The organism is Streptomyces sp. NPDC085524, from assembly GCF_044541755.1.
GTDB lineage: Bacteria > Actinomycetota > Actinomycetes > Streptomycetales > Streptomycetaceae > Streptomyces.
Genome location: NZ_JBITTH010000034.1, coordinates 1 through 19,430, shown reverse-complemented (window position 1 = coordinate 19,430; position 19,430 = coordinate 1). Strand labels below are relative to the sequence as shown.

Genomic DNA, 19,430 nt, shown 5'->3' with positions numbered 1-19,430 from the left:
CCCGACACCATCGGGCGTGGAGTAACGACCCGCCCGCTGGGAGGCCGCATGAACGCCACTCCGGACCGTCCGGAGCTCGACCAGTTGTCCGCCGACCTGGCCGGTCTGCTCGGACGGATCGGGCTCGACCCGGCCGGCCAGTGGCCCGTGGGCCGGGACCGCATCGACATCCGCTTCGCGGCCGCGGCCGCCCGCCATCCGGGCCGGGTAGCCGCCCAGGACGCGGAGGAGAAGGCGACCTACCTCGAACTGGAATGGGCCGCGGACGACATCGCCCGCCGCCTTTCGGGGCGCACCGGCCCCGGCGCGGCCGTCGCCGTGCGCGCGCAGCGCTCGTGCGCGGCGTCCGCCGCCGTGGTGGGCGCGCTGCGCACCGGGGCGGCGGTGCTGCCCCTGGAGCCCGGGCACAACGCGGGGCTGCAGGAGTTCCTGATGCGCGACGCCGGCGCCGAGATGGTCGTCTCGGACAGTGGACTGCTGCGCGACGAGATCCCGGTGGCCAAGGCGGGCCGGTTCGTCATCGCGATGCGGCCGGAGGTGGCGATGCGCCGCGAGATCCCGCCGCACACGGCCTTCCTGGCGCTCCCCTCGGGCGGCGATCCGGGGCGGGCGGTGGCCGTGCGGCCGGTGAGCCACCTCGACGTGCTGTCGTGGGTGGACAGTTGCGTCCCGATGCTGGAGACCGGCCCGGACGACGTGTGGACGTACTTCCACTCCATGAGCCTGGACCTGGGCATGCGCGAGATGTGGGGGCCGCTGCTCACGGGCGGACGGGCCGTCGTCGTGGACCGGGAGACGGCGTCCGACGCGGGCGAGTTCGCCCGGCTGCTGGCCGAGCAGGAAGTGACGGTGGTGACCCAGCTGCCGTCCGCCTTCGCCCGGCTGACCTCGGCGGCCCGCGGCAGCAGCCTGCCGGCGCTGCGGCACGTCCTGCTGGCGGACGAGCCGGTGGACTCCGCGGTCCTGGCCGACTGGCGGGCCGCCGCCATCGCTCCGCAGGCCGTCGTACGGGATGTGTCGGGGTCGCCGACCGTCCTGTGAACGGCACCGCACGAAGCACACGCAACGGAGGGCCCCGACCGGAAGAACCGGCCGGGGCCCTCTCTCGTACGTCCGCACCCGCCCGGCGGGCGGCGCCGGCCGCCTCAGTAGTTCCCGAGGCCGCCGCACACGTTGAGCGCCTGGGCGGTGATGGAGGCGGCCAGGTCGGTGGTCAGATAGCCCACCAGACCCGCGACCTCCTCGGAGGTGGAGTAGCGGCCGAGCGGGATCTTGGCCTCGAACTGCTCCTGGATGTACTCCTCCGTGGTGTCCCACGCCTGCGCGTACCCGGTGCGCACGCGCGCCGCCATCGGCGTCTCCACGTAGCCGGGGCAGACCGCGTTGACGGTGGTCCCGGTCGTCGCGAGCTCCTTCCCGAGCGACTTGGTGAAACCGATCACCGCGTGCTTGGAGGCCGAGTAGGGCGCCCCGAGCAGCACGCCGTGCTTGCCCGCCGTGGAGGCGATGTTGACGATGCGCCCCCAGGGCTCGGCCCCGAGCCCGCCGCTGGTGAGCACCTCACGGGTCAGCAGGAAGACGCTGTTCAGATTGGTGTCGATGACGTCGTGCCACAGCTCGTCGGTGATGCCGGCGGTGGCGCCGCCGCCGCTGCGGCCCGCGTTGTTGACGAGGATGCTGACGGGCGCGCCGTACGCGGTCACGGCGGCGGCGACCAGCGCCTCCACGGCGGCGCGGTCGCGCACGTCGGCGGCCGCGCCCTCCACGGTCAGCCCCTCGGCCCGCAGGTCCTCCACGGTCTGCTTGACCGCGGACTCGGTGCGGGCGCAGAGGAACACCCGATGGCCGCGGGCCCCCAGATCCCGGGCGACGGCCAGCCCGATACCACTGGTGGCCCCGGTCACCAGCGCCACGGGCCTCTCCGGAGCCTTGCCCATCGCCTTCACCGTCATCGTCAGCCCTCCATCGCTCTCATGGACGCGTCGAGCGTGTCCCAGTCCACTCGGGCCGCGACGGAAGTGGGATGGAGGCGTCAGATCAGGCCTTGCGCCAGTATCGCGTCGGCCACCCGCTCGAAGCCCGCCAGGTTCGCGCCCGCCACGTAGTCGCCGGGACGGCCGTAGCGCTCCGCGGTCTCGTACGCCGTGTCGTGGATGCGCCGCATGACCCCGGCCAGCTCCTCCTCGACACGGGCGAACGGCCACGCGTCGCGCGCGGCGTTCTGGCTCATCTCCAGGGCGCTGGTGGCCACTCCGCCCGCGTTCGCGGCCTTCCCGGGGCCGAAGGCGACGCCGGCCTCCTGGAGGAGGCGTACCGCCTCGGGCGTGGTCGGCATGTTCGCGCCCTCCGACACGGCCTTGACCCCGCCCCGCACCAGGTTCCGCGCGTCGGCCTCGGTCAGCTCGTTCTGCGTCGCGGACGGCAGCGCCACATCGGCGGGCACGTCCCACACACTGCCGCCCTCGACGTAGCGGGCGGAGCCTCCGCGGCGCTCGGCGTACTCGCTGATCCGGCCCCGCTCCACTTCCTTGATCTGCTTGAGCAGCTCCAGGTCGAGCCCCTTCTCGTCGACCACGTATCCGCCGGAGTCCGACACCGTCAGCACCTGCGCGCCCAGCGCCTGCGCCTTCTCCACCGTGTAGATGGCGACGTTGCCCGAGCCGGAGACGGTGACCCGCTGCCCGTCCAGGTCCTCGCCGCGCACCTTGAGCATCTCGGCGGTGAAGAGCACGTTGCCGTATCCGGTGGCCTCCGTACGGGCGTGGGAGCCGCCCCAGCCGGTGCCCTTGCCGGTGAGCACGCCGGCCTCCCAGCGGTTGGTGATGCGCCGGTACTGCCCGAAGAGGTAGCCGATCTCGCGGCCGCCGACGCCGATGTCACCGGCCGGGACGTCCGTGTGCTCACCGAGGTGACGGTGCAGCTCGGTCATGAAGGCCTGGCAGAACCGCATCACTTCGGCGTCGGAACGCCCGCGCGGGTCGAAGTCGCTGCCGCCCTTGCCGCCGCCGATCCCGAGCCCCGTCAGGGCGTTCTTGAAGATCTGCTCGAAGCCGAGGAACTTCACGATCCCGAGGTTCACCGAGGGATGGAAGCGCAGGCCCCCCTTGTACGGGCCGAGCGCGCTGTTGAACTCCACCCGGAAGCCACGGTTGACCTGCGTACGGCCCTGGTCGTCCTGCCACACCACACGGAAGAGGATCTGCCGCTCTGGCTCGGCGATCCGCTCCATCACCCTGGCCTCGCGCAGTTCGGGGCGTGCGTCGAAGACCGGCGCGAGCGTCTCCAGCACCTCCCGCACGGCTTGGTGGAACTCCGGCTCCCCGGGGTCACGGCGCTCGATCCGCTGCTCGAGCGCGGCGAGCCAGGCGGTCGTGGAGGTGGTGGAGGTCGACGGCATCAGGGCGGTTCCTCTTCTCTGAGTCCGGGAGACACAAGGAGCTGAACACAAGGAGCTGAACACAAACCTGGACACATGGAACTGCACGCTTGGAACTGAACGTATGGAGCTGAACGTATGGAACTGGACGCATGCGGTTGGACGATCGCAGCCCGACACAGGACGACGCACGACCCGACACATACAGCTCGACGCGCCCGATGGTGCACCGCTGCGCTTGAGTCCCGGATGTGCGCGGACTTCGCCGCCCCCGGCCCGGCGCCCTGACCTGCCGGAAGCCGCCTAGACTCCCCCCGTGATCACCCCCGCCCCGCCCCCCGCCCTCCGCCTGGAACCGGTCACCGCCGACAACTTCGACGCGGTGTGCGCGGTACAGGTCCGCCCCGACCAGAACCACCTGGTCTCCCCCGTGGTGAAGTCGCTCGCCGAGGCGTACGTCCACGGCGAGGCCGCCTGGCCGCGAGCCATCGTCGACGGCGACGAGGTGGTCGGCTTCGTGATGGCGTTCCTCGACATCGCCTGGAACCCCGCCGAGGACCCCTCCGACCGCCGCTCGGGCATCTGGCGTCTGAACATCGCCGCCGACAAGCAGGGCAAGGGCTACGGCCGCTTCGCGGTCCAGGCGGTCACCGAGGAGATCCGCGGCCGGGGCGCCTCACAGGCGTACGTCACCTGGGACGCGGGAGAGGGCGGCCCCGAGCCGTTCTACCTCGGCCTGGGCTTCCAGTGCACCGGCGAGCTCAGCGGCGACCAGCTGGTGGGCATCCTCTCCCTGACCTGAAAGCAATCGAGGTCGAGCAATATGATCATATTGCGACATGACCACGAAGACGCTTTACCTGCTCTGCTCCGCCGCTCCGCCCGTCTTCGACGTGGCCCACGTGGTCGAGGACGCCCAGGCCCGCGGCTGGGACGTCTGCCTGGGCCTCACCCCCACTGCGGCCCACTGGCTGTCCGGCAGCCTCGACGGACTGGCCGCCCTGACCGGCCACCCGGTGCGCTGGCAGTACAAGCTCCCCGGTGAGCCCGACGTCTGGCCCCCGGCCGATGCCCTGCTGTTCGCCCCCGCCACCTTCAACTCGGTCAACGCATGGGCCCTCGGCCTGACCGACCGCTTCGTGGTGGGGGTCGCCGCCGAGGCGATCGGCAAGGGCACCCCCGTCGTCGCCATGCCCTGCACGAACTCCGCCCTCGCCGCGCACCCCCAGTTCGACCAGTCCCTGGCCGTCCTGCGCACGGCGGGGGTCGAGCTCCTCCACGGCGAGGGCGGCTTCATCCCCGGCCCGGCCGGCCCCGACGCCCCGCTCCACTTCCCGTGGCCGCTCGCCCTGGAAGCACTGGACCGCAAGCCCACCGCCGAGGCCTAGGGCCTCAACTGGCGGAAGAAGGCGCGCACGTCCGCCACCAGCAGCTCCGGCACCTCCATGGCGGCGAAGTGCCCACCCCGGTCGTACGAAGTCCACCGCACGACGGCATCGGTCCGCGCGGCCACGTGCCGCAGCGGAATGAAGTTGTCCCGCGGGAAGTCGGCCAGCGCGGTAGGAGTCCGCGACACTTCGACGGCCTTCCCCGCATAGCCGGCGTGCGCCCTCTCGTAGTAGATCCGGGCAGCGGACCCCACGGTCCCGGTCAGCCAGTACAGCATCACGTTGGTGAGCATCTGGTCCCGGTCGATCGGGCACCGGGGATCGCTCCACTCCGCGAACTTCTCCCCGATCCAGGCGAGCAGCCCGACCGGCGAATCGTTCAGCCCGTACGCGAGGGTCTGCGGCCGGGTCGCCTGGATGTCGGCGTAGCCCTGCCGCTCGCGCGCCCACACCCGGTACCGCTCCCAGGAGGCCCACGTCCGCGCCCTCTCCTCGGGACCGAGCGCGGCCAGCTCCTCCTCCCCCGGCTCGGCGGTGGCACCACCCCCCGGCAACAGGTTCAGGTGCACCCCCACCACGCTCTCCGGCCGCACCCGCCCGAGCTCCCGCGAGACCGCGGCCCCCCAGTCCCCGCCCTGCACCCCGTACTGCGCGTACCCGAGCCGGTCCATCAACGTCCCGAAGGCCCGGGCCACCCGCTTGAACTCCCACCCCACGTCCTTGGTCGGCCCGGACAGGGCGAACCCGGGAATGTGCGGCATCACCAGATGAAACGCGTCCTCGGCATCCCCGCCGTGCGCCCGGGGGTCGGTCAACGGCCCGACGACCCGCTGGAACTCCACGAACGACCCCGGCCACCCATGGGTCATCAACAGCGGCGTAGCACCCGGCTCAGGCGATCGGACATGCGCAAAATGCACCCGCGCCCCGTCGATCTCGGTCACGAACTGCGGCCATTCGTTCAACCGCGCCTCAGCCGCACGCCAGTCGTACTCGTCGCGCCAGTACCGCACGAGCTCGCGCACCTCCGACACCGGAATCCCGTAGTCCCACCCCACCCCCTCCAACCCCTCGACCCACCGCACCCGCGCCAACCGCTCGCGCAGGTCGTCCAACTCCCCCTGCGCCACATCAAGCCGAAACTCATCCACGCCGCATGCTAGGCACCCACCCCGCCGCCGTACGCCGTCCCCCACGCACCCCCGACACAACCCAGCCCCCACACACGACCCCTCCCCCGCTCACGCCGACCATGCGCCCACCCACCCCGTCACCACCGAAAGCCCCCACCGAGCCTGCAACCCGTACGCCGAACCCGAGCCCCAACCGCCCGACCCCGGCAGCCTCGAAGACCCAGCCCAGGACCCCGGGGCGGATCCCCGCCCCCGCCCCCGCAGCATCCAGGCGCCAGGGCCCGGGGGCCGATCCCCCCTCCAAGGCCAGGCAGAGCTCCACCGCATCAACCCGCCCGGGTCGGAGACACGGAGCCGAGCCCGACCGTCCAGCCCCGCCACCCACCCAGCCCCTCCGGCGTTTGAGGAGCGGGGTCTGGGGCGGAGCCCCAGGAAACGGAGAAAGGGCGGGGCGGGGACCAGCTCCGCGCAGCGGCACCCACCTACGCGGAATCAGGGAGGGCTTGGGGCTTTCCCGTCAGTCCCATAGTCCTTCCGTGTCGGGCCGGCCTGTCAAGGGCGCTCCTCCTTCGTCGTCGCGTCGCTTCGCGACGGCCTTCGGCCGCCCTTGGCAGGCCGTCCCGCCCCGGAAAGACAAGGACTGCCGGGAAACCCCCAAAAGAACGGGCCGGGCGGAAGAAGGAAAACCGGGTCGATCAGCGATGTCCGACCCCGCTCCGGCAGGGGCCGCGCCCGCCCTCGGGCCCTCCATCCCCCCGGCCCCCGACATGCGCCAAAGCTACGCACTCCTCGAGACCGGCGTCCACAGCCCGCCTTGGGCCGGAAACAGGCCGCCCACGATCGCTACCCGCTTCTCAACGACGGCGACTCACCCCCGTCCGGAGCACCCCCCGCCACATCCCACCACCCCGTCAGACAAGCTCAACGCTGAGTTGAAAGCCCAGCTCCTCGAAGCCCAACGCCCCCGCAACCCGCCGCGAGGCCAACCGCCGCGCACGCCACTGCGGCAGCAACCCGGCCGCGAGGGCATGCGCGACCACCGCTGAGCCCGTCGCCCGGGCCAGCCCCCGCCCCCGCGCCTCCGGCTCCGTCAGCACGCCGATCTGAGCCGTCCCCCGCCGCCACGCCTGATAGCCCGCCGCGGCAACCACCCGGCCATGCTCGCGAACCACGAAGGCGGGCGACGTGATCTCGTCCAGAGCAGCCTCACCGGCATCCTCGCGACCGGCTCGCTGCTCCAGCGCCCGCACGTCCGGATGCGCCGCCGAAAGTTGCTCCACGGTCATCAACGCACCGTCACCCACCGGACGGAAGCTCCCTGAAGACACGTACGCCAGCGCCGCCGGCCCAAGCACACGAGCCACCGGAAGGACCGCCCGCACCGCGGCGCTGTCGACCACGGCCTCCGCAGGCAGCCTCCCCAGCGCGTCACGAACGATCACGGCGGCACTCTCACTCGGCGCGGTCACGATCGCCGATCCGCCCAGAGCCACGACTCCGACCCAGCCGGCCGGGCACAGCTCGGACCGTGGGGAGACCACCACGTTCACGCTCCCCGACGAGGCGAACGACACCGGCGCTTGGGCCAGGTCCTCCCAGAGCCCACGGGCTCGGGCCAGCAGCAGATCCATCGGCATGGCCCGATCCTGCCAGCCGAGGCACAGAGCCGACCTGAGCATCGACGAGAGGCAACAGAGGAGGCACGGCTACGACCGGCCTCCGCGAAGACATCCCGGCCGGGTCCGGCCCGCCGAACGGCATGCACAACCTGGCAACCCTTCCGGACCGGCACCGGTCCTCGTGATCGCCACCGCCCTGCTCGCCGGCCTGACGCTGATCGCCTACCTGAGCTGGTCCTTCAGCCCTCGCCTGACCGTCGCAGGTGCCGGCCTGGTCAGCCTCTTCCTCGCCCACGGCGCCTGGCGGAGTTTCCGCAGACCCGCGAAGGGCCACCGCAGTCGCCTCGCCGCCGTGACCACCGCCGGCTTCGCCCTTACCGCCGCGACGGCCGTCTTCCTCCTGTTCTACGCCGAGTTCTGAGCCCACACGCCGAACTGCGACCGGGCGCTCCTCCGCAGGGCATAGGAGTCCGGGCGCGAACGAGGTCAGACGCAAGGGCGACCGCCACCACCCTCTTAACGGCGTTAACGGCGTTAACGCCGTTAAGACGACCCCCCACCCGCCCGCCGCGCGACGAGCAGCCCGAGCCCGTCCAGGATCCGGTCAAGCCCGAACTCCAGCGCCCCGTCCTGCCCCCCGTGCTCCGCCACCGAGGCCAGCGCGGCCCCGAGCGCCGGAAAATCCGCCCCCCGCACCTTCATGACCTCGCCCAGCACCACCGCAAGCTGCGCATCGGGCCCCGCACCCCCGGCCGCCCGCTCCTGCTCCGCGATCCCCCGCACGTGCCCGGCGACCAGCACCACCGCATCCATCGCCTCGGCCCCGCTCAACCCGCAGCCGTCCAATGCGGAGAGCGCCCGCTCCATCCACCCCAGCTCCCGGGGCCCCATCACCCGGACCCCGACCGTCGCCTCCAGCAGCCACGGATGGCGCCGGAACCCCGCGTACAACTCCCGGGCCCACACCTCCAGCTGCTCGCGCCACCCACCCTCCACCGACACAGCCACCGGCACGGCCGGCACCGGCAACGCCCCCTCCACCATCAGCGCAACCAACTCCGCCTTCCCCGGCACGTACCGGTACAGCGCCATCTTGGTGACCCCCAACTCGCCGGCCACCCGCTGCATAGACACCGCGCCCAGGCCCTCCGCGTCGGCGATCCCGATCCCCGTCCGAGCAATCGCTTCCAGCGTGAGCCCCCGCTTCGGCCCCCGCGCGGGCTTGGCCGCCGGCTCCGGCCCCCACAGCAACCGCACGGCCGCGCCCCACTGCTCATCCGCCATCGGACCACATCCCCTTGCGCTCGCACGAAAACTGCGTCTACCGTACACACTAAAATTTCAGTCTCCGCCGGACACAATTAACGGCGTTAACGCCGTTAACGCCGCCCCGGCAGTCCCCATGAACCGGCACCGGCGTTAACGCCGTTAACGCCCAGCCCCCGGAGGAACTCCATGCCCCGCAGCATCCTCATCTCCGGCGCCGGAATCGCCGGCCCCGCCCTGGCCCACTGGCTCGCCCGCCACCACTTCCGCCCCACCGTCGTCGAACTCGCCCCCGCCCTCCGCCCCGGCGGCCAGGCCGTCGACTTCCGGGGCGAGACCCACCTGTCCGTCCTCCGCCGGATGGGCATCCTCGACGACCTCCGGCGCATCCGGACCGGAGGCTCCCCCATGACCTTCGTCGACGCCCACGGCGAACCGCTCCTCCGCCTCCCCGCAGAGTTCGCCGGCGGAGACATCGAGGTCCTGCGCGGCGACCTCTCCCGCGTCCTGTACGAGTCCTCCCTCCCCTCCACCGAGTACCTCTTCGGCGACACGGTCACCTCCCTCACCGAAACCGCCACCGGCGTGGACGTCACCTTCCGCCACGCCCCGCCCCGCACCTTCGACCTCGTCATCGGCGCCGACGGCATCCACTCCCACGTCCGCCGCCTCGCCTTCGGGCCGGAAGCCGACCACGTCACGCACCTCGGCCACTACGCCGCCACCTGGAGCCTCCCCAACCACCTGGGCCTCCGCCCCGACACGGGGACCCTCGGCCACAACGCCCCCGGCCGCCTCGCCAGTCTCGGCGCCAACCGCACCGACCCCACCCGCGCCGGCGCCTTCTTCGTCTTCGCCTCCCCGGAACTCACCTACGACCGCCACGACACCGAGGCCCAGAAGCAGCTCCTGCGCCAGGCCTTCACCGGCCTCCCCTGGCACGTGGACCACCTCCTCGACTCCCTCGGCCCCGCCGACGACCTCTACTTCGACTCCATCAGCCGCGTCGACGTACCCACCTGGTCGTCCGGCCGCATCGCCCTCCTCGGCGACGCCGCCTGCGGCGCGACCATCGGCGGCATGGGCACCGGCACCGGGATCGTGGCCGCGTACGTCCTGGCGGGCGAGCTCTCCCGCTCCCCCGACGACCACCAGGGAGCCTTCGCCCGCTACGAGTCCCTCCTGCGGCCCTACGCCCAGGGCTGCCAGAAGGGCGGAGCACGTACGGGTGCCTTCCTCGCCCCCGCCTCAAAGCTCGGCCTCGGCCTCCGCAACGGCCTGCTCGGCCGCCGCCGCATCCTCGACCTCATGCTGAAGGCCGGTGAGAGAACCTCCACGCTCCCCCTCCCCGCCTATGCGGCCCCACGGCGTTAACGCCGTTAACGCCACCCCGCCCCTCGCCCCCGTTAACGCCGTTAACGCCGACCCCAAAAAGTACTGGTCGACTGGTTTTCTTCCCCAGAACCTGCCTACATTGACGCCGCTCCGCAGCGGTCACCGCGCGGACGGGGGCAGCGACCAGGGGGAACACGCACGTGGCGAGGATCAGGCAGCATCGGGCCGAGATCACCCGGCAGGCCATCCTCGACGGAGCGGCGATCGCCTTCGACGCCGCCGGATTCGGCGGCACCAGCCTCAGCGAGGTCGTCCGGCACGCCGGTGTCACCAAGGGCGCGCTCTACTTCCACTTCCCCTCCAAGGAAGCCCTCGCCCGCACCCTGATCGACGAGCAGTTCCAGATCTCGTCCGGCGTCCCCGCCCTCGGGGAACCGGGCCTGCAGACGGTCATCGACCTCACCCACCAGGTGGCGTTCGGGCTGCGCAGCAACGTCCGCGTCCGCGCCGCCATCCGCCTCGTCATCGAGTTCGGCTCCTTCACCGACCCGGACCCGTCCCCGTACAACACCTGGATCGAGACCTGCCGCGCCTGCCTGACGCCGGCGCAGGAGCGGGGCGACGTGCTGCCGTCGCTGGACGTCCACGACGTCGCGGCCTTCCTCGTCGGATCGTTCACCGGCATCCAGGTCACCTCGCACGTCCGCACCCACCGCGAGGACCTGCACCACCGCATCACCGACCTGTGGGACTTCCTGCTCCCGGGCATCGTCCCCGCGAGCCGCATCCCCCACTTCGCCCCGGCCGGCTCGCCCGCGTGCCGGGCCGAACTCGGGCTCGCGCCCTCCGCCTGACGGCGTGTCCAGGGCGGCCTCGCACAGCCGTGGTAAACCTCGGGGGAGCCGGCCACGGCGTGCGCGAGGCCGCCCTGGACCGTTAACGGCGTTAACGCCGTTAACGCGGCCGGGCCCCCGACCCCTGCTGCCCGCCTCCGGAAGCCGAGGGCGTTAACGCCGTTAACGCCCTCCGCACCCCTCCAGCACCCGCCTCTTGCCCACTTCGTTAGCAAAACTCAAGCGTGGCGCCCACGAACACCCCTGAACGTTAGTAAAGTCCCTCTCATGACTTCGCCCTCGTCTCAGAGCGACCGAGAGAAGGTCGTCTCCAAGCTCCCCCCGTGGCTGCGCCAGGAGTTGAAAATCCGCACCGCCCAACTGCGGGTGGACATCCAGGACGCCGTCCACCAGGGCATCGCACACTGGAGCGCGCTCGCCTCGGCCCCCTCCCCCGTCGACACCTCCGGCGCCGAATCGTTCTCCACCTGGCTGCCCGCCGGCCAGTGGGAGTCCTTCCGCGCCGACTCCAAGGACCGCGGCGTCTCCCTCATCCAGGGACTCGCCCAGGCCGTCCACCTCTGGCTGGAGCTGAACCCGGCTCCCACGGTCAAGCGCCCCTCCGTGGTCCGCCGCATCATCGTGTGCAACCAGAAGGGCGGGGTCGGCAAGACCGCCATCACCGCAGGCACCGCCGAGGCCCTCGCCGAGGACCCGTCGACCCTCCACCCGGTGCGCATCGCCCGCCAGCTGGCCCGCCTCTCGTCCCCCGAGGACGAACCCCCCACGGACCCGGGCACCCCCCTGGATCTGGAGGACCTCCCCGGTCTGGGCATGCGCGTCCTGCTGATCGACTTCGACCCGCAGGGCCACCTCACCAAGCAGCTCGGCCAGCAGCCGCTGCCCATCGGCGGCGACAGCCTCACCTGCCACATGGCCGGCGAGGCCAAGGGCCCCCTCAAGGACCTCATCGTGCCCATCGAGCACGACCGGTTCGGGGACCGCCTCCACCTGCTCCCCGCCTGCACGGACGCCTTCCTCCTCGACGTCCGCCTCTCCACGGTCCGCGCCCGCGAGGCCGCCCTGGAACGGGCTCTGACCCCGGTCGAGTCCGACTACGACGTCATCCTGGTCGACTGCCCTCCGAGCCTCGGCCTCAGCATGGACGCGGCCATCTACTACGGCCGCCGCCGCGACGCCGAACAGCCCGGCGCCTCCGGCGCGCTGATCGTCGTACAGGCGGAGGACTCGTCCGCCGACGCGTACGACCTCCTGACCTCCCAGATCAACGACCTCCGCGACGACCTCAGCCTCGACATCGACTACCTGGGCCTCGTGGTCAACCTCTACGACGGCCGCCGCGGCTACATCGCGACCTCCTCCCTCCAGGCCTGGATGGACATAAAGGATCCGCGCGTCGTCGCCGTCGTACCCGACCTCAAGGAACAGCGCGAAGCAGTCCGCGTGAAGCAGCCCCTCTTCGTCTACGCACCCAAGGGCGACCAGGCCGTGGCCCTGCGCGCCCTCGCCCGGGAGATCTCATGAGCAAGGCAGACAAACTCGGTGTCTCGGCCTCCTTCGCCCGGGCCCAGCCGGTCGGGGTGAGCTCGCGCCGCGCGGCCATCGCGGAGGCCACGGGCGCCCCCACCTCGGGAGTGGTCCCCCCGTCCGAGGTCCCCATCGAGGCTCTCGCGCACAACCCGTTCAACCTCCGCGAAGACCTCACGGAACTCGACGAACTGGCCGCGTCGCTCGTCGCCCGAGGACAGCTCCAGCCCCTCGCGGTCGCCACCCGCATGGCCTTCATGGAGGCCCACCCGGGCGCCACCGACGGCCTGGGCCGTGCCCCGTACGTCGTGATCGACGGCAACCGCCGACTGGCAGCGGCCCACCTCGCCGGCCTCAAGACGATGCACATCCACGTGAACGACGCCCTCTCGGCGTCCTCCTCGGACATCCTTGAATCGGCCCTGATCGCCAACATCCACCGGGTCGACGTGGCCCCCATGGACCAGGCCCGCGCCCTCCAGGAACTCGTCGACGTCCACGGCTCCCAGGCCCAGGTCGCCAAGCGCCTCGGCAAGACCGGCGCCTGGGTCTCCCAGCGCCTGGCGCTCCTGAACCTGACCCCGGAGCTCCAGGACAAGGTGGAATCGGGCGAGCTCAAAGTGGAGCCCGCCCGCCGCATCGGCCGCCTGCCCCAGGAGGCCCAGGAGGCGGCGGCGGACGAAACCCTCAGCGCCGTCAATCCGCCCCGCCAGCGCACCCACCCCGTTAACGCCGTTAACGCCACCCCGGCCCCCGCCCCCGCCGCCCCCGCCGCCCCGGCCGCCTCGCCCCGCATCACCATCTCCACGAACTCCCCGGAGACGATCGCGGACGCCCTCACCGCACACCTCACCCCGGACGACCTCAAGGCCGTCACGGAGCTCCTCATGACGCGTATCTGAGCGGGGTATCCGAGCCACCCACGCCGGGGGCATTAACGCCGTTAACGCCATCACCGTTAACGCCGTTAACGCCCCCACGTGCGTTTCATGTGCGTTCAGCAGTGCGTTTCACATAGGCTGCCTTCGGAGGTACCGATGCCCAACGAACAAGAGAGCCTCTTCGCAGCGGTAGACGCCCTGCTGGAAGAAGCAGCCGCCAAGGACGCGCTCCCGCACCCGGACGAGCGCAAGCGCCTCCGCGAGGCCGCCGGCCTGAGCCAGGACCAGATCGCCAAGGCCCTGTCCGTCCGCCGCGAAACGGTCACCTCCTGGGAGATCGGCCGCACGGCCCCCCGCCCCCCGAAGCGCGCCGCCTACGCCCGCCTCCTCGAAGGCCTGGCCACCCTCCACCCCGTTAACGCCGTTAACGCCGTTAACGCCCCAGCCCACCCCACCCCCGAGGCCAAGCCCACCGAACCCGCCCCGCCCGCCCCCGTCAGCACCGTTGACACCACCCCTCACCCCGCCGCCGAGGCCGAGCCCAACGAACTCACCCCGCCTGCCCCCATTAACGGCGTTAACGCCGCCACTCCCCAGCCCCCCAAGGCGGAGCCCACCCCCACGGCCCCCGTCGACGCCCGCTCCACCGCGCACCCCCACCCGGGGCCTGCGGCGGAGCCCCGGTTTCGGCAAGGGGCGGGTATGGGAACAGCGCCTCCCCCTCACGAGACCCGCAAGCCCGGCCCGACCCGCCGACCCGCCCAACCCCACCCACCCCGCCCGGAGGGCAACGGCCCCTTGGCAGTCCTCGACGGCACCGGCCACGCCTACGCCGCCGCCGGCCTCGTCCTGGACCACCCCACCACCAACCTCCCCGCCCTCATCACCTGGGCGCTCACCGAGGCGGACCTCCGCTCCCCCCGCCTCCACCGCAACGGCCGCGACGGCGACCCCCTCCTCGTCCTCACCGCCCCCGCCGTGGAACAGCTCGGCCTCCCTCCGACCCTGGAAGACCGCCGCGCCCTCCGCCTCCCCGACAACCACCCCACCCTCAAGCAGCTCGCCAAGAGCAAGTGGCAGCTGACCCGTCGCGGCTTCGGGCCCTGGCCCCGCATCTACCGCCCGGCCACCCCCACCACCGGCCGCCAGTGCGTGCAGCTCGCGATCCTCCCCTGGGGCGCCCTCGACCCCCGCGCCTGGGGCGAGGACACCGCCACCCTCCCCGCCCCGGAACTCGCCGAGCTCCTCACGACCTACGCCGCCCGCGTCCTCACCCCCCGCGGCTCCACCGCCGTCACCGGCCTCGAACTCATGACGGCCCTGCGCCCGCCCACCCGCGCCGCCCGCGACGAAGCCACGAACACCTGGGTGTCGGCCCCGGTCCCCGGGTCCCTCACCCGAGCCGTCGACCCCGCTCCCCCGGAAGCCCCCGACGAGCACCCGGTGATCGCCGCCCTCTACCCCCGCTCCCACCAGCGCACCCCGGACCAGGTCCTCGACGAAGAGGCCTACGACTGGATCCGCGACCCGGAGCTCCTCACCGACGCCGAGTGCACCCGCACCCACGCCGTCGGCATCGACGTGAACATGGCCTTCGCCGCAGCGGCCAACCGCCTCCCGGTCGGCCTCGGCCCCGCCACCCACGTCACCGCCCCCCGCTTCGACCCCAAAACCCCCGGCTGCTGGCTCGCGGACCTCTCCACCCTGTCCCTCGACCCCCGCCTGCCCAGCCCCTTCACCCCCCACGGCAAGCCCCCGACCGGCCCCGCCTGGTACGCGACCCCGACCCTCGCCTACGCACAGGAACTCGGCCACGCCGTCCACCCCACCGAGGCCTGGATCCGCGAAGACCACGGCCCGTACCTGGACGCCTGGTACACCCGCCTCCGCGACGCCTACATGGCGACGATGGCGGACCTCGGCGTCACCCCGTCCCTCTCGGAACCCGACTTCCTCACCGCGATGTCCACCCACAAAGAAGGCAACCCACCCACCGCAGCCATCCTCTCCGCCATCAAATCAACGGTGAAGGGCGGCATCGGCAAGCTCCGCGAACGCCCCCAGGGCGCCGCCTACCGCCCCGGCGAGCCCTGGCCCGCCCTCGAACGCCCCACCTGGCGCCCCGACATCCGCGCCGCCGTCATCGCCACGGCCCGCGTCAACATGCACCGCAAGATGCAGAAGCTCGCCACGGCGGCGGGCCTCCACCCCATCGCAGTCCTCTCCGACTGCGCGGTGTACCTCTCCGACGGCCCCAGCCCCCTCGACTTCCTCCCCCACACCCCCGACGGCAAGCCCCTCCCCGGCGGCTTCCGCCTGGGCGTCAGCCCCGGCATGGTCAAGCACGAGGGCACCCAGCCCCTCCTCTGGGCCGTCCAGATGCTCGACGAACACCTCAACCCCGCCCGCCACATCAAGGGCCACGACGCAGCGGCAGACGGCGAGTAACGAAGAATGTCCGACATCTCCGACAGCCTGACCAGGGCCGACGAACAGCACTTCACCCGCCCCATCCCCAAATCCGCGGGCGCCCAGATGCGCTACCTACTCAAACAGCTCAAATCCACAAAAACGGTCGCAGCGACCCTGAACATCTCCCAACGCACGGTCGAGCGCTACGTCAAGAACGAGATCAAGCAGCCCAAACCGGCCCTCGCCTCCCGCCTCGAAGCAGAAGTACGCCGCCGCTGGCAGCCCCTGGTCCGCAAGCGCGCCCGCGACAAGGCGGCCCGCACCACCGGCCTCGTCATCGAGACCCGCGCCCGCTTCGGCTTCACCGCGGCCCCCGGCACCACCGACGACGGCCGCATGCGCCGCATCACGCAGCACCTTCCCCCGGAGTACGCGTCCCGGCTCTTCGCCGCCCAGGAGGCCGGCGCCACCGAGTCCCAACTCCGCCACATCGCGGCCGAAGGCCTCCAGGAGCTCTACTTCAAGGACAACGGCGCCCGCGCGACGAGCCTGCTGGTCGAGTTCACGGACATCGACTACGTCGACTTCGCATTCTGACGACCAAAACGGCCCCAGCACCCCCAGCGCGGCCCCAAAAACCAAAAAGGGTCCCGGGGATACCCCGGGACCCTCGCAAGCCCTCACAGGCCCGCCCAGACGCCCGCATCACCCCACGGCGTGCAACGTCCTGCGGCGCTTCGACTCGGCAGCCTTCTTCGCAGCGGCCTGCGCGGCCCGCTTCTTCCGCTGCTCGGCCAGCTGGTCCTGATACTCCGCCACCGCCTGGTGGTAGCTGGCGACATACCCCCGCGCGTCGAGCCGCTCGTCGGATGCCATCGCGTTCACCGCGGCGACGGCGTCCTCGAACGAGTTGTACCCGGCCAGCATCGGGTTGATCTGGTACACCCCGTTCCTGACCTTTCGCACCAGCTTCGCGAGCTCCAGGCTCCGCAGCGCGGCATTGACACTCGGCCGGCTGAGCTCCAGCAGCCCGCCCACCGTGGCCTGGTCAATGAGGATCCGCCCGCCCGGCTCGCTCAGCGAACGCAGCTTCAGCAGCACACGGTAGGCCGCAGGCGGGAGGTCCAGGTCGGAGAGAAGCCCGTCGGCGTTGACCGCAGCGAATCGCAAGGTGCTCACTGAGCTGTCCCTTCTTCCGTGCGCTTCGCTCGGCTAAGCCGACGCGCAGCGCGCTCTTTGGCCCGTTCGGCCCGCAGTTCCGCGATGGCCTGACGCATGTGATCCAGCGACGGGAAGCGCACCAGATCAGGCAGGCTCGTATCGCTACGAATCTGCGAGATGGTGCTGTGCTGCTCCACCTTCACGAACTCACCCGTCATCTCTGTACCCGGGATGAACTCAGCCACCCGGTAACTGTAGGGCGGGTTGAACTGGTAGACACCCCGCCGCACCTTGAAGACGATCCCATGAGACATGACTGTGTGCAGCGCCTCCGACGTCTTTGTCCGGCTGACGTCCAGGATGGTAGCCATCTCCTCCTGTGTAAGAGGAATCCGGCCCCCCGCTCGTTGGCACGCGATGAGCAGCAGGATCAGCCTCAACGGCAAGGCTTCCCGGAAGTACTGCGCGATCACCAGGAAAAACTCGAGGCTGTCCATCGAAAACGCGTTTGGCTGACTTTGAGTCCCGTAGAACTCCAGCGGCTTGCGCTCTCCGTCCAGCGTGAGCTTCCGACTCGGGTACCGCCGGGCCAGACTGTCCAGATCCTTGACCGGAGCCAGCGGCTGACTCCACGCCGAGATCGCGTCATCAACGGGGAGATCAGGACGCGGCGCGCGCGACGGACTCGGCCGACGGCGCTGTGGCTCTGATGACACGAGGATGCTCTCCACTTCGTTGATCTGCAGCAGAGAGTATGTCAACAAGGGTGACACAAGTGTCACGCTCGTTGACGTTCGGCGTGTCTTATGTAACCCCACAGGTGACATATCTCAGCCACACCCTCCCCGCCGGCCCGGCCCCGCAGGGCCCCCAACCACTCCCCACCCCCCAGCAGTTCGGGGACACATCTCCAGCAAAACGTCAGCCTCCCAGACGTTTTAGCCCGAAAAGCGTCAGTACCATTGACGTTTTGCGCTCGTTCTGTCCCCCTAGCAGCGACACATCCCCCGAGTTATGTCCCTTCTGAGGGGACATAACTTTCCCCCTGTACCCCCCCTGACCTGCGGCAACGCATCTCCGTACCTTCTATAGGCCGTCTCCTGCCGCGCTGCGCGTACTCAACGCCGTCTCCAACCCACCGGAAGCCACAACTTCCTGACGTCCCAACACCCGCGCCCACCCCCGGCCAATCCCCCTCCCCTCCCACCGAAACTGACTGAATCCCGTCTCTATCCACTCTCCACTTTGAATCACTCCCAGCCGCCGTTAACGGCGTTAACGCCGTTAACGCCAAAACCCCACACTCCGAACCAGACCCCACAGGACAACCCAACCCAGACAAAAAACACCACTCAGCCGCCAGTTACCACCACCCCACCCGCAACCAGGCACAAAGGGCACCCACGAAGTACAGAATTAGCCCGCCTGGATCGAGCCTGCCGATGCCGAGGCAGCGATCCCCACCAAGGATCACTTCCAGGCTGAGCAGCAACCCTCCACCAAGCACAGCAAGCCAGACTCTTCCCGGAACAAAGCTCAGGGACGGGCAGTAGCTCGCGAAGTGACCCTTCACCAAGCGAAGCAAAGCCAGTTCTTACCCAAACCAAGTGCGGGGTCCCACCAAAGACAGACTGTGGGTTCCGAATCTGCCCTCCTCCCGACCCGAAGCGAAGCGGAGCAGGTCTCCGCCAAAGACTGAGCATCAGGGCCGCGAAGCTGCCCTCCGCCGAACGCAGCAAGACCGGTTTTTACCCCAAGCGAAGCTGAGCGGTCCCGGCCAGAGGCCGGCATCGGGTCTCGAAGCGTCCCTCCGCCGAGCGCAGCGAGGCGGATCTCTGCCCAGGCGCGCAGGAGCTAGATCTCCTCTAAAAGCGGGCTAGGGCCTGCAAAGTAAGCCCCCCAGTAGAGGCAAGATCAGTCCACAAAACGAGCCCACGTGAAGCTAGGCCAATGGGTCCCCACCGAAGGCCGGTTGTGGGCTGCGAAGCAACCCGTCCCCGAACATAGCGAGGGGACAGTCTTTGCCCGAAGCCAAGCGGAGGGAATCTCAGCCAAAGGCCCACATAGGGGCACGGAGTCTCGACCGGAGGCCGACATCAGGAGTAAAGCGCCCCTCCGCCGAGCGCAGCGAGGCGGGTCCCTGCCCAGGCGCGCAGCGCCTGGGGTCCTGCTAAAAGCCCGGTCACCCAAGCCTCCGAAGCGAGCCGCCGTTAGGGGCGGAGCGAAGCAGGCCGTTAGGGCGCAGCGAAGCGGAGCCCCGAACCGTCCGAAGCGCAGCGGAGGACTCCGGCCCGAAGGGCCGGCCCTTGGGCCGGCGAAGCCGGGCCCCCCCCGAGCGCAGCGAGGGGGTTCTCTCCTGGGGCGCGCAGCGCCCCAGGAGCCATCCGAAGCGCAGCGGAGGACTCCGGCCCGAAGGGCCGGCCCTTGGGCCGGCGAAGCCGGGCCCCCCCCGAGCGCAGCGAGGGGGTTCTCTCCTGG

Annotated in this window: 17 protein-coding genes; 10 read left to right on the top strand and 7 right to left on the bottom strand. The window is 70.8% G+C overall.

All coding sequences use genetic code 11. The annotated features are described in order from the left end of the window. Positions 1-48 precede the first annotated feature (48 nt). On the top strand, positions 49-1,041 hold the full coding sequence (locus ACIGFK_RS36465; protein ID WP_376657899.1) for an AMP-binding protein: 993 nt from the start codon (positions 49-51) through the stop codon (positions 1,039-1,041). Between the two features lie 104 nt (positions 1,042-1,145). On the opposite strand, the gene ACIGFK_RS36460 is transcribed toward ACIGFK_RS36465, so the two are convergent. Together ACIGFK_RS36460 and gdhA are read right to left on the bottom strand one after the other, a co-directional pair. Continuing rightward, on the bottom strand, positions 1,146-1,952 hold the full coding sequence (locus ACIGFK_RS36460) for an SDR family NAD(P)-dependent oxidoreductase (protein ID WP_376657898.1): 807 nt from the start codon (positions 1,950-1,952) through the stop codon (positions 1,146-1,148). An 80-nt stretch (positions 1,953-2,032) separates the two neighbouring features. Beyond that, on the bottom strand, positions 2,033-3,397 hold the full coding sequence (gdhA, locus tag ACIGFK_RS36455; protein WP_376657897.1) for an NADP-specific glutamate dehydrogenase: 1,365 nt from the start codon (positions 3,395-3,397) through the stop codon (positions 2,033-2,035). Positions 3,398-3,695: 298 nt separating this feature from the next. Between gdhA and ACIGFK_RS36450 the strand changes: the two genes are divergently transcribed. Beyond that, the gene (locus ACIGFK_RS36450; protein ID WP_376657921.1) at positions 3,696-4,178 is read left to right on the top strand and encodes a GNAT family N-acetyltransferase; all 483 of its coding nucleotides are present in this window, start codon (positions 3,696-3,698) and stop codon (positions 4,176-4,178) included. Between the two features lie 37 nt (positions 4,179-4,215). Beyond that, positions 4,216-4,764, top strand: a complete 549-nt coding sequence (locus tag ACIGFK_RS36445; RefSeq protein ID WP_376657896.1) for a flavoprotein — start codon at positions 4,216-4,218, stop codon at positions 4,762-4,764. Here ACIGFK_RS36445 and ACIGFK_RS36440 read toward each other — a convergent pair. Together ACIGFK_RS36440 and ACIGFK_RS36435 are read right to left on the bottom strand one after the other, a co-directional pair. Continuing rightward, positions 4,761-5,915 (bottom strand): epoxide hydrolase family protein, encoded by a 1,155-nt coding sequence (locus ACIGFK_RS36440; RefSeq protein ID WP_400055301.1) that lies wholly within the window; start codon positions 5,913-5,915, stop codon positions 4,761-4,763. The genes ACIGFK_RS36445 and ACIGFK_RS36440 overlap by 4 nt on opposite strands. 893 nt (positions 5,916-6,808) lie before the next feature. After that, on the bottom strand, positions 6,809-7,534 hold the full coding sequence (locus tag ACIGFK_RS36435) for a GNAT family N-acetyltransferase (RefSeq protein ID WP_400055299.1): 726 nt from the start codon (positions 7,532-7,534) through the stop codon (positions 6,809-6,811). Positions 7,535-7,697: 163 nt separating this feature from the next. On the opposite strand from ACIGFK_RS36435, the gene ACIGFK_RS36430 reads away from it, so the two are divergent. Further along, positions 7,698-7,937 carry a lysine transporter LysE gene (locus ACIGFK_RS36430; protein WP_400055297.1) on the top strand — a complete coding sequence of 80 codons (240 nt, stop codon included), beginning with the start codon at positions 7,698-7,700 and terminating at the stop codon, positions 7,935-7,937. A 122-nt stretch (positions 7,938-8,059) separates the two neighbouring features. Here ACIGFK_RS36430 and ACIGFK_RS36425 read toward each other — a convergent pair whose 3' ends face one another. Beyond that, positions 8,060-8,800, bottom strand: a complete 741-nt coding sequence (locus ACIGFK_RS36425; protein ID WP_386468774.1) for a TetR/AcrR family transcriptional regulator — start codon at positions 8,798-8,800, stop codon at positions 8,060-8,062. A gap of 171 nt (positions 8,801-8,971) precedes the next feature. Between ACIGFK_RS36425 and ACIGFK_RS36420 the strand changes: the two genes are divergently transcribed. The 6 genes from ACIGFK_RS36420 (at position 8,972) to tpg (ending at position 16,388) form a co-directional block, all read left to right on the top strand. Continuing rightward, on the top strand, positions 8,972-10,156 hold the full coding sequence (locus ACIGFK_RS36420; protein ID WP_400055295.1) for an FAD-dependent monooxygenase: 1,185 nt from the start codon (positions 8,972-8,974) through the stop codon (positions 10,154-10,156). 161 nt (positions 10,157-10,317) lie between these two features. Continuing rightward, a complete protein-coding gene (locus ACIGFK_RS36415) occupies positions 10,318-10,971 on the top strand; it encodes a ScbR family autoregulator-binding transcription factor (protein WP_376657890.1) in 654 nt (217 codons plus the stop codon). Between the two features lie 267 nt (positions 10,972-11,238). Then, complete coding sequence (locus ACIGFK_RS36410; RefSeq protein ID WP_376657889.1) at positions 11,239-12,495, top strand: ParA family protein; 1,257 nt, start codon at positions 11,239-11,241, stop codon at positions 12,493-12,495. After that, complete coding sequence (locus ACIGFK_RS36405) at positions 12,492-13,400, top strand: ParB/RepB/Spo0J family partition protein (RefSeq protein ID WP_386468769.1); 909 nt, start codon at positions 12,492-12,494, stop codon at positions 13,398-13,400. Before ACIGFK_RS36410 ends, ACIGFK_RS36405 begins: the two co-directional genes overlap by 4 nt. A 135-nt stretch (positions 13,401-13,535) precedes the next feature. After that, on the top strand, positions 13,536-15,827 hold the full coding sequence (tap, locus tag ACIGFK_RS36400) for a telomere-associated protein Tap (protein ID WP_400055292.1): 2,292 nt from the start codon (positions 13,536-13,538) through the stop codon (positions 15,825-15,827). A 6-nt stretch (positions 15,828-15,833) separates the two neighbouring features. Next, positions 15,834-16,388 carry a telomere-protecting terminal protein Tpg gene (gene tpg, locus ACIGFK_RS36395; RefSeq protein WP_400055290.1) on the top strand — a complete coding sequence of 185 codons (555 nt, stop codon included), beginning with the start codon at positions 15,834-15,836 and terminating at the stop codon, positions 16,386-16,388. 108 nt (positions 16,389-16,496) lie between these two features. Here tpg and ACIGFK_RS36390 read toward each other — a convergent pair whose 3' ends face one another. Both ACIGFK_RS36390 and ACIGFK_RS36385 read right to left on the bottom strand, forming a co-directional pair. Then, the gene (locus tag ACIGFK_RS36390) at positions 16,497-16,970 is read right to left on the bottom strand and encodes a MarR family transcriptional regulator (RefSeq protein WP_376657885.1); all 474 of its coding nucleotides are present in this window, start codon (positions 16,968-16,970) and stop codon (positions 16,497-16,499) included. Further along, the gene (locus tag ACIGFK_RS36385; protein WP_386468764.1) at positions 16,967-17,713 is read right to left on the bottom strand and encodes a hypothetical protein; all 747 of its coding nucleotides are present in this window, start codon (positions 17,711-17,713) and stop codon (positions 16,967-16,969) included. Before ACIGFK_RS36385 ends, ACIGFK_RS36390 begins: the two co-directional genes overlap by 4 nt. Positions 17,714-19,430 lie beyond the last annotated feature (1,717 nt).